Raw genomic sequence first — 10,000 nt, 5'->3', positions numbered from 1 at the left:
GTCTAGCCATTCCATCAATAACACCGACCGCCATCAACCAACATAAAACCGACTTTAAGACATGTCTGATAGAAGACGCTCTTTCAAAAAGTCAGCCCTAGAAAAGCCTATAAAAAACAATTTCCGACCCAAAAAGGGGGGGCTATCTCATTTAAACCGATAACCATCCCCTCAATATTTATACTATTCTTTGGTTGCCGACTTTGTTTTAAATTCTGAACTGGGCAGCCATTCCGGTTTTTGATCCGAAAAAGCCAAATGATGTCCCATCAGATAAATCAGCTTCACATCTTCAGCCGCACCTTCAAAATCATCATGTTCTGTCCAACGGTCACAGGTTTGATGATAGCATTTCATATACCCAGACAGCCATTTTTCTCCAGCCGCCATGCCCCCTTCTCGAAGATCATAGGCACCGGCCATCCCCATCATCAACAAAACTGGCACGCCTTTTCTAGCAAAGGGCAAATGATCGGCACGGAAAAATAAACCACGTTCCGGTAACAATTCGGCTTTTACAACCCGATTTTCTTCTTTCGCCGCAGCGGCTAAATCATTTTCAAGGCTGTTTTGTCCGGCGCCAATCAATAACACGTCCTTTGAACGACCAGCGGTCTGCAAAACATCAACCGTAAAATTGGCAACCGTTTTATCTAACGGGAATAAAGGATGCTCGGCATAATAGCTGGAACCTAAAATGCCACGTTCTTCGGCCGTCCATGATGCAAAAACCAATGTCCGATCAGGATGATGCTCGGCCTTAAAAACGCGTGCCAATTCCAAAACCGCCGCGACACCGACCCCATCATCAATAGCACCGGAACGAATAGTCCGACCTTGGCTATCTGGCGCTCCAATACCATAGGCATCCCAATGCGCCCCAAACATGATAGTTTCATCAGGCCGCTTAGAGCCTTTAATCTGGCCAAGAACGTTATAGCTGGTAATATTTTGATAGCTTACTGGCAGGCTGGCTGAAAAAACGCTGCCTTTTAAAGAGACCGGCTGGAATGATTTTTGCCGTGCTTGTTTTTTCAGGCTATCCAAATCCAGACCGGATTTTGCAAAAATATCCTGCGCCGCCGCTTGGGATAACCATCCCTGCAAGGCAACGGGCTTATCTTTGTCTCCCCGAATAATGTCATAGCCCTCACCAGCAGGGGCGATAACCGTATTCCATCCATAACCAGCCCCTTGGCTGTCATGAATAATCAAAGCACCGACAGCACCTCTTTTAGCGGCTTCTTCAAATTTATAGGTCCAACGGCCATAATAGGTCATGGTACGACCACCAAATTTTTCAAAAGCGTCATCACCCGACACCGCCGAGAAATCGGGATCGTTGATTAAAAAGACAGCAATTTTGCCTTTCAGATCAACGCCTTTAAAATCATCCCATCCCCTTTCTGGGGCAGAAACGCCATAACCGACAAAAACCAAAGGCACTTTATTCAGGGCAATTTTGTTCACAGGCCGCAAGCTGGCAAGATAAATATCTTTATCCGACTGTAATGCTATTTTACCCTGTTCGGTGGCTATATCCAACCGATTGGCTTTGCCTAGTCGGGTGTGAACTAAGGGAACAGCTTGCGTCCATCCCCCCTTATCTCCGGCAGGCTCCAACCCCAAAGACTGATATTGCTTAATTAACCAAGCAACCGTCTTTTTTTCGCCCTGACTTCCCGGCGCACGGCCTTCAAAATAGTCAGAGGCAATAACCTTCACGGTATCCGATAGATGGCTGGCCTCAATAGGCCATGACGCTCGCTCCGAGACAGCTGGCGGGACAGCCGCTGCCGGAATAACAGCGGCCATCGCCAAAAGGCCAATTATTGTCTTTTTCATCTTCCCCCCCATTCAAAAATCACGCTCTAAAAAATTAAGGCGTCAGCACCGTATCAACGGCGACCGGCAAAGTGTCAGGATAATCAAGATTGAAATGCAGCCCACGGCTTTCCTTACGGCTCAAGGCACAACGTACCACAAGACCCGCGACATCAATCAAGTTACGCAACTCAATCAATTCAGGCGAAACATGGAAATTGCCGTAATAATCAGCGATTTCATGCGCCAAATTATCGAGACGATGACGAGCGCGCATCAACCGCTTGTTAGAACGGACAATACCGACATAATCCCACATAGCGCGCCGGATTTCATGCCAGTTATGTTGCACCACGATTTCTTCGTCGGAATTAGTGACCCGACTGTCATCCCAAGGGCGAACGACCGGAGGTTCTGACAGATTTTCCCAATTTTCAGTAATATGACGAGCAGCGGCTTCACCAAAAACCAGACATTCCAGCAAAGAATTACTGGCGAGCCGGTTCGCCCCATGCAATCCCGATTGTGCGACCTCACCAATGGCATAAAGGCCGGGTAGATCCGTCCGTCCATTGATATCGGTTAAAACGCCACCACAAGTATAATGCATTGCAGGCACAACCGGAATCGGCTGGGTCGTGATATCAATGCCCTGTTCTAACAGATGGGCGCGAATGGTCGGGAAATGCTGTTCAATGAATTCTGCCGGACGATGACTGATATCCAGATAAACGTAATTCAGACCTAAACGTTTGATTTCATGGTCGATAGCACGCGCGACAATATCACGGGGAGCCAATTCATTGCGATCATCAAAATCAGGCATAAAGCGATGACCATCAGTCGGGATTTTAAGCTGTCCCCCCTCTCCGCGCATCGCTTCGGTAATCAGGAAATGGGTGCCTTCAGGATTATAGAGGGCAGTCGGATGAAACTGGTTAAATTCCAGATTGGACACCCGCGCCCCAGCCCGCCAAGCCATCGCAATACCGTCACCGGTCGCGCCTTTTGGTGCCGTTGAATGTTGATAGACTTGTCCCGCGCCACCTGTTGCCAAAATAGTGGCACGACCTAAAAAGCGCTGAACCTTTCCATTCCAAGAATTATAGGCATAGACTCCGTGAATATCACGGCTATCGGAAGAATCCTGACAATGACGACCCGATATCAGATCAATCGCGGCCATATCGGGAATTAAACGAATGCGAGGATGGGCATGGGCTGCTTTTTGTAAAGCCTTCTGCACCGCCAATCCGGTGGCATCGTCAACATGAACAATGCGACGATGGCTATGCCCACCTTCACGGGTCAAATGCCATCTTTCGCCAAACTGGTTTCCGGGATTGAACGGAACACCGATTTCAGCCAGATGCTCGATCGCTTCCGGCGCATGCTCCACCACATATTCAACCGTGGAACGGCGATTCAACCCAGCCCCTGCGGTAAAGGTATCCTTGATATGGTTTTCAAAATTATCGCCCGCATCCAAGACAGCGGCAATACCGCCTTGTGCTTTTGCGGTTGATCCGTCAGAAATCGACCCTTTGGCCAAAACCGCCACATCAAAACGGTCAGCCAGATGCAAGGCGGCGGTCAATCCGGCCGCACCAGACCCGACGATAACGACGTCAAAAATTTTGTCACTCATAAGGTCAAAAGACCTCCATTCCTGATGCCAGTTTTTCCCTCAAGCGTAAGGCTCGAAAAAAAACCGACTATGTTAACGATGCCTCTGGATTATTTTTGGTCAATCTCAAAAAGACATCTTCCAGATCAGCTTCGTGGGTCGACACATCGACAATAGCCAATCCGGCCTGTTCAATGACCGTCAATATATCACCGGCGGTAATCTTCTTCTTGTCATAGCGAATATGCAAGCGGGTCGGATCAACCATTTCGGCGGAAACATCATTGTGATAGCGGGCTAACCAATCAGAGACATCAGAAGGCAAAACCTCCATCGGCTGACGTAAAACAACATCCATGCTTTTATCGCCAGCCCTGTCCAAAAGCTCGCGGGTCGGCTGATCCGTCACCAAATGGCCATGATTGATAATGGCAATCCGGTCGCATAATTGCTCGGCTTCTTCGAGATAATGGGTCGTCAAAACAATCGTGACCCCTTGGTCATTCAGTTTTTTGACATAAGACCAAAGCTGTTGCCGCAATTCGATATCGACGCCAGCCGTCGGTTCATCCAAGACCAGAACCGGCGGCGAGGCCACCATCGCTTTTGCGACCAATAAACGGCGTTTCATACCACCGGATAAAGAACGGGCATGGGAAAAGGCTTTATCCTCCAAATGCACCGCTTCCAAAAGCTCCATCGTCCGGCGCTTATGCTTCGGAATCCCGAAAAGACCGGCATAGACTTCCAGCGTTTCAAAAGGGGTAAAAAAAGGATCGAAAAATATTTCCTGCGGCACAATCCCGATAGAGGCGCGGGCATTTAACGGGTCTTGGTCAATATCAAAACCCCAGATAGAAACCCGACCAGCCGTTTTTCTGACAAGACCCGCTAAAACATTGATGGTTGTTGATTTTCCGGCACCATTTGGGCCCAACAAACCATAAATGGAACCACGCGGTATCCTCAGATTAAGATCGGTAACGGCTTGTTTCCCGCCTTGATAGACTTTGGATAACCCTTCGATCAGAATAGCCGCTTCGCTCATTCCCCCGCCTTTCAACACTATTCCCGATGACCGAATAAGGCGGTGCCCACACGGATATGGGTAGCCCCAAGGGTAATCGCCAACTCATAATCAGCCGACATACCAATCGATACCGCAGGTAAACCCAAATCATGCGCCATTTTCACGGTCAGGGCGAAATAAGGGGCGGGATCAACCTCCAAAGGCGGCACCGACATCAGCCCAACAACCGGCAATCCGGCATCACGGCATTGCTGTAAAATCGCCTTGGTATCGGCAATATCACAGCCCCCCTTCTGGTCTTCTTCGCCAATATTGACCTGAATAAAGCATTCCGGCTTTTTCTCGGCGCTTTCCATCGCCCGCCCCAAAGCCTCAATCAAAGAAGGCCGATCCACCGAATGGATCGCATCGAATAATTCGACTGCACTCTTGGCCTTGTTCGATTGAAGCTGGCCGACACAATGCAAGCGGATATCGGGATGCGCCTTGATCAAAGGCGGCCATTTTCCCAAGGCTTCCTGAACGCGGTTTTCACCGAAAACGCGTTGACCTTCGGCAATCAAGGGCAAAGCCGCTTCCGCCGGATGCAATTTAGAAATCGCAATCAACTCGATATCGTCAGGATTCCGACCAGCCGTTTTTGCCGCTTTTTCGATTTTCGCCCGCACAATAGCCAGAGGCGAAAGATTTTCATTTTGAGAAGTCGCGTTAGTCATGGCAGAAGACGCTATCACTTTTTTCCTGATTTCCAACAGATTTTCCCGATATTTCGGCACAAAAACCGAAAAGCCGAAAAAAAGCACAAAACCGATATAGCATCAGAGCATTTTCCGGTAAAAACCCAAAAAATACGATAAAGAACGAGACAAAAGCCCAATATTCCGAAGCGTCACACCAAACCACGTTCAAAACCAGCCATTATCTTGCGCCTTTTCCACAAAAAACAGTGATGTATAACCCTCGCTATTCAGGGATAAAAAATCTAAAATTAAACATAATGATGGATGAATCCGTTTAATCCTTTTATCCGATCCGAAACAAAGCCTTTTTTTGTAGGAGTCCCAAACCCGATGACCTCGACCCCGACCGTGCTTTTTGTCTGCCTCGGCAATATTTGCCGTTCCCCCTTGGCAGAAGGGGCTTTTCGTGATCTCGCCCAACAAAACGGCTTCAAGGTTAAAACGGATTCCGCTGGAACGGGCGATTGGCATATTGGCCGCGCACCGGATAAACGCGCCCAAGCCGCCGCGCGCAATCACGGCCTCGATATCAGCGATTTAAGAGCGCGACAGGTCTCGAAACAGGATTTCCATCTCTTCGATTACATCATCGCGATGGACGGTAAAAACCTCAGCAATCTCAAAAGATTGCAACCTAAAGACGGCAAAGCCAAACTCAACCTTCTGTTGGATTACGTCGCGGGGAAAGAAGGCAAATCAGTAGCAGACCCCTATCATGGCGGGGCAGATGACTTTGAAAAAACATGGCAAGATGTTTCAACCGGCGCAAAAGCCCTGCTTGATTACATCGAAAACCAGAATAAGGCTTGATCTAAAGGTAAAAAAAAGACCTAACTATTTGATATCTCAAGAATCGCTGTTGCGAAGGTAATCCCATGAATGACCAATCCTCTGCCTCTGTCGCGAATGAAGCCGCCTTTTTAATCGGCAAACCATTGGTCACGGAAGAACGGTTGCATGGGGGCGATATTTCTCAAGTCACGCGCTTGTGGCTGGAAGATGGCAGCCATGCTGTCGCTAAAAACAGCCCCTTCCCCGAGATAGAAGCCGCCATGCTCGCCGCGATCAGTCAAAGCGGCGCACCAGCACCTATGGTTTACGCGACCAATGAAAATTTGCTGGTAATGGAATGGCTCCGCAATCGGGACGTGCTACATCATGCTTGGGATGACCTCGGTAAAGTCATTGCACTACTTCACAGCACCGAAGGCGCGCTTTACGGCTGGCCAAAAGATTATGGCATCGGCGGTATCCCGATGGTCAATAAATGGATGAGAAGCTGGCCAGATTTCTGGGGTGAATATCGCCTACGCCCCCATCTCAAACATATCTCAGCCGATCTGGTTGATAGACTAGAAGAACTGATTGAAGATTTACCGCAAAGGCTTCCGATGACTCCCCCTGCGGTCTTACTGCATGGCGATTTATGGGATGGGAATATCTTGGTCGATGATGGCCGAATTTCAGGCCTGATTGACCCTTGCTGCTATTATGGCGATGCCGAAGTCGATATTGCGATGATTAACCTCTTCGATCGCGCCAGCGGCTCTTTCTACGAAGCCTATGAAACCTACCACCCCTTAACCCCGGGCTATAAAGAAAGAATGCCTATCTATAAATTATGGCCAGCTTTAATTCATCTCAGATTATTCGGGGATGGCTATCGCCCCTTGGTCACCCATCTTCTAAAGGCCGTCGGGGTCTAACGGGCGATATCGCCCCACCCCGAAATTCTAATCAACCAGAAAACACACGCTTCTCCAAGGCAAAAGAAGAAAACGCATTCCGATAACAAGGCAAAAGAAAAACGCCCCTCGTCCTATCCCAACAAAAAAAGGCCGGACGACATCCGGCCCAGCCCACTCTAATTCCTCAAACCTCGAAAAAACTAATTAAATAATTTTTGTAAAGTTGCCTTTGCTGCACCATTCCCCTGATCATCTGCCTGAACGGGATAAACAACTGCTAATAATATTTTATTATGAAAATCACATAATTATAAAAAGAACGAAAAATTAATTTACAGCAAAAATGATAATACTTATCTAAAATTTAGATGGCATAAAATAGCTATTAAAAAATAATCAAAAACCCTATCAAGAAATATAAATATTTAAATATCCGTTATTTAGACCATTCCTTGGCGAAGGGCATTTTTTGCCTGTACATCACCGTTATTAGCAGCCTGCTGGATCCAGAATAATGCTTTTTCTCGATTTTCTGGCACACCCAAACCTTTACCATAGCAAAGACCTAAATTATATTGGGCAAAATTATTGCCTTGATTGGCTGCCTTCTGGTACCAATAAACTGCTTTCTCATAATCCTGCGGCACCCCAGCTCCGTTAAAGCAAGCAACACCAAAATTAAACTGAGATCTCGGCTCACCTTGCTCAGCTGCTTTTAAATACCAAAAGGCTGATTTCTCATCACTTTGCGGTACACCAGCACCATTGTTATAAAAAACGCCCAGATTACATTGTGCCATAGCATGACCTTGCTCTGCGGCTTTCTTGAGCCAAAAAGCAGCTTTTTCATAATTTTGTGGCACACACTCGCCACTTTGATAAGCTGCTCCCAAAATAAATTGAGCATCTGCATTATTCTGATTGGCAGATTGCTCCCAAAAAGACAGGGCTTTTTTATAATCCTGCGGAACTTCAGAACCAGTATAATGAGCAAGCCCTAAATTATATTGTGCTTCAGGATCACCTAATTCCGCATTTTTCTGCACTTCCAAAACAGAATGATTTTTAAATATATCTGGCTTTTGTTGTTTCTTCTGTCCGAACAGTAGTGACAATAAAAACATTACAGCGAAAGAAATAATAATTACCATAAAAACCGCATATTTTTTAAAGATACTTAATATCCATCTATTATACAGCATATACAATAATAATTTTATTTAAAAACAATTAACATTATACTATTCAATTTTATTAAAAAATATAAACAAATCTCTTTGTATAATTTATCTCGCAAAGACAGCCTAACAAAACTAATATCGAGACTGTTGAAGCCGTGCCTTTGCTGCACCATTTCCCTGATCAGCCGCCTTCTGATACCAATAGATAGCCTTATTCTTATCTTTCGGCGCACCCTGACCACTGGCATAAGCCATAGCTAATAATATTTGGGCATCAATCAAGCCCTGCTGCGCGGCCTGCTCCATCCAGAAGATAGCCCGCACGTTATTTTTTGGCACAGCCCGTCCATTATGATAAAAAACACCGAGATTAAATTGAGCCTTAGCCTCACCTTGTTCAGCCGCTTTCTGCCACCAAAAGGCCGCTTGCTCATCACTTTTTGGTAGACCTTGGCCTTTTTCGTATAAAAGCCCTAGATTATATTGCGCCTGCCTAAAATTCTGATCAGCTGCTTTCCGATACCAAAAAGCCGCTTTTTCATAATCTATCCCGACACCCTGCCCATAAAGATAAGCATTTCCCAAATTATACTGGGATTCCTTCATGCCTTTATCGGCTGCCTTCTGATACCAGTAAACAGCCTTTTCATCATCCTGTGGCCGCCCTCTGCCATGGGCATAAGCCTCACCCAGAACCTCTTCAGCCAAACTATTACCGGCCTTAGCCCGCCCTTCCAACGAAGAGATCATCTCACGGTCATAGCGTTCCTTATCCGCTTGCATCGTTAAAGGTGAAACAGACAAAGACAAAACCACCAAAGGAACAAAAAACATCAAACCCCACGATAAAAGAAGGCAAAAACCTTCCCCTATTCCTCATTTAAAAACGCCTTATTCTCAAAACAGTATGACTATTGGAATCAACAGAATCCTTGTCGGATTATCGTACCAACATTGTCAGTAATTTTTGTGCTTCCATATCTCCTTGATCAGCCGCTTTTCCAATCCAGAAAAGCGCTTTTTCTTTATTTCTTGGCATACCTTTTCCCAAAGCATAAGCCGCCCCCAAAGCTCTTTGAGCCTCAGCATTGCCTTGATCGGCGGCTTTTTGATACCAGTAAACGGCCTGCTCATCGCTCTGCGGCACCAGCTCTCCTTTAGCATATAAAAGAGCCAAATTCCGTTGCGCGTCTATATAGCCTTGATCCGCCGCCTTTCGGTACCAATAGACAGCTTTCTCCCCATCTTTAGGTCTTCCTGCGCCTTTATAATAAAGCCCACCTAGATTATATTGAGCCTCGGCGACATCTTGATCGGCCGCCTTCTGATACCAGAAAAAGGCCTGTTTATAATCCTGCGGCGTTATTGTTCCAAAATCAAAGGCCTCTCCCAAGGCCGCCTCTGCCTCAGCATCCCCCTGATCGGCAGCCTGTTTTAATTCGTGCAGTGTCTTCTTGGAAAAAATAGACGGCGTTTTACGCATCTGTGAATAGACAATCTGGCCGCCAACAGACAAAAGTAACCCTAACAGAATAATTCTTTTCTTCATAATCGCCGTATAATTTATAAAAAGATATGTATAAAATAAGCTACGGCAATATTCCTTTATTTTTCAATTTGTTAAGCGCGATATCTTCTTCAACGCCCTGCCAGAAGCAAGCCTAACCAACAAAAACGGGCATAAGCTCATCGCCCATACCCGTTATTCAATTCAAAAAGACTCTAAAATCTATTTATTCATCATTTCCAACACATCTTGGGCATGGCTGTCGCCTTTATCAGCCGCTTTTCCGAGCCAGAAAGTCGCCTTATCCTTATCTTTCTGAACCCCTTGGCCTTTCAAATAGGCAATGCCCAAATTGAATTCAGCCTCAACGAGCCCCTGATTAGCCGCTTGCTGATACCAGAAG

The 10,000-nt window shown here is 46.4% G+C and carries 9 protein-coding genes and 1 pseudogene; 2 read left to right on the top strand and 8 right to left on the bottom strand.

Translation table 11 applies throughout. The annotated features are described in order from the left end of the window. Positions 1-183: 183 nt before the first annotated feature. The 4 genes from LDL18_RS01365 to LDL18_RS01350 all read right to left on the bottom strand — a co-directional run bounded on the left by LDL18_RS01365 (position 184) and on the right by LDL18_RS01350 (position 5,215). On the bottom strand, positions 184-1,857 hold the full coding sequence (locus LDL18_RS01365; RefSeq protein WP_296506355.1) for a M28 family peptidase: 1,674 nt from the start codon (positions 1,855-1,857) through the stop codon (positions 184-186). Positions 1,858-1,879: 22 nt separating this feature from the next. Then, positions 1,880-3,472 carry an L-aspartate oxidase gene (gene nadB, locus LDL18_RS01360; protein WP_296506353.1) on the bottom strand — a complete coding sequence of 531 codons (1,593 nt, stop codon included), beginning with the start codon at positions 3,470-3,472 and terminating at the stop codon, positions 1,880-1,882. A gap of 67 nt (positions 3,473-3,539) precedes the next feature. Continuing rightward, positions 3,540-4,499 (bottom strand): ABC transporter ATP-binding protein, encoded by a 960-nt coding sequence (locus tag LDL18_RS01355; RefSeq protein WP_296506352.1) that lies wholly within the window; start codon positions 4,497-4,499, stop codon positions 3,540-3,542. Positions 4,500-4,516: 17 nt separating this feature from the next. Next, a complete protein-coding gene (locus tag LDL18_RS01350) occupies positions 4,517-5,215 on the bottom strand; it encodes a YggS family pyridoxal phosphate-dependent enzyme (RefSeq protein ID WP_296506351.1) in 699 nt (232 codons plus the stop codon). 336 nt (positions 5,216-5,551) lie between these two features. Between LDL18_RS01350 and LDL18_RS01345 the strand changes: the two genes are divergently transcribed. Continuing rightward, positions 5,552-6,031 carry a low molecular weight protein-tyrosine-phosphatase gene (locus tag LDL18_RS01345; RefSeq protein ID WP_296506349.1) on the top strand — a complete coding sequence of 160 codons (480 nt, stop codon included), beginning with the start codon at positions 5,552-5,554 and terminating at the stop codon, positions 6,029-6,031. A gap of 65 nt (positions 6,032-6,096) precedes the next feature. Continuing rightward, a complete protein-coding gene (locus LDL18_RS01340; protein WP_296506347.1) occupies positions 6,097-6,927 on the top strand; it encodes a fructosamine kinase family protein in 831 nt (276 codons plus the stop codon). Positions 6,928-7,349: 422 nt separating this feature from the next. Here the strand turns inward: LDL18_RS01340 and LDL18_RS01335 are convergent, their stop codons facing one another. The 4 genes and pseudogenes from LDL18_RS01335 to LDL18_RS01320 all read right to left on the bottom strand — a co-directional run. After that, the gene (locus tag LDL18_RS01335; RefSeq protein ID WP_296506345.1) at positions 7,350-8,060 is read right to left on the bottom strand and encodes a tetratricopeptide repeat protein; all 711 of its coding nucleotides are present in this window, start codon (positions 8,058-8,060) and stop codon (positions 7,350-7,352) included. Positions 8,061-8,222: 162 nt separating this feature from the next. Further along, the gene (locus tag LDL18_RS01330; RefSeq protein WP_296506343.1) at positions 8,223-8,924 is read right to left on the bottom strand and encodes a tetratricopeptide repeat protein; all 702 of its coding nucleotides are present in this window, start codon (positions 8,922-8,924) and stop codon (positions 8,223-8,225) included. 106 nt (positions 8,925-9,030) lie between these two features. After that, a complete protein-coding gene (locus LDL18_RS01325) occupies positions 9,031-9,639 on the bottom strand; it encodes a tetratricopeptide repeat protein (protein WP_296506341.1) in 609 nt (202 codons plus the stop codon). A gap of 180 nt (positions 9,640-9,819) precedes the next feature. Continuing rightward, positions 9,820-10,000, bottom strand: a pseudogene (locus LDL18_RS01320) (sel1 repeat family protein); the annotation flags it as partial.

The organism is Zymomonas sp. (assembly GCF_020216885.1).
GTDB lineage: Bacteria > Pseudomonadota > Alphaproteobacteria > Sphingomonadales > Sphingomonadaceae > Zymomonas.
Note: the sequence above shows the minus strand (reverse complement) of the source record. Positions and strands in the feature narration are given on the sequence as shown.

Excerpts from the sequence above, each read along its gene's own strand:
- LDL18_RS01365 (WP_296506355.1), bottom strand. The coding sequence starts at position 1,857 with ATGGGGGGGAAGATGAAAAAGACAATAATTGGCCTTTTGGCGATGGCC.
- nadB (WP_296506353.1), bottom strand. The coding sequence starts at position 3,472 with ATGAGTGACAAAATTTTTGACGTCGTTATCGTCGGGTCTGGTGCGGCC.
- LDL18_RS01355 (WP_296506352.1), bottom strand. The coding sequence starts at position 4,499 with ATGAGCGAAGCGGCTATTCTGATCGAAGGGTTATCCAAAGTCTATCAA.
- LDL18_RS01345 (WP_296506349.1), top strand. The coding sequence starts at position 5,552 with ATGACCTCGACCCCGACCGTGCTTTTTGTCTGCCTCGGCAATATTTGC.
- LDL18_RS01340 (WP_296506347.1), top strand. The coding sequence starts at position 6,097 with ATGAATGACCAATCCTCTGCCTCTGTCGCGAATGAAGCCGCCTTTTTA.
- LDL18_RS01335 (WP_296506345.1), bottom strand. The coding sequence starts at position 8,060 with ATGGTAATTATTATTTCTTTCGCTGTAATGTTTTTATTGTCACTACTG.
- LDL18_RS01330 (WP_296506343.1), bottom strand. The coding sequence starts at position 8,924 with ATGTTTTTTGTTCCTTTGGTGGTTTTGTCTTTGTCTGTTTCACCTTTA.
- LDL18_RS01325 (WP_296506341.1), bottom strand. The coding sequence starts at position 9,639 with ATGAAGAAAAGAATTATTCTGTTAGGGTTACTTTTGTCTGTTGGCGGC.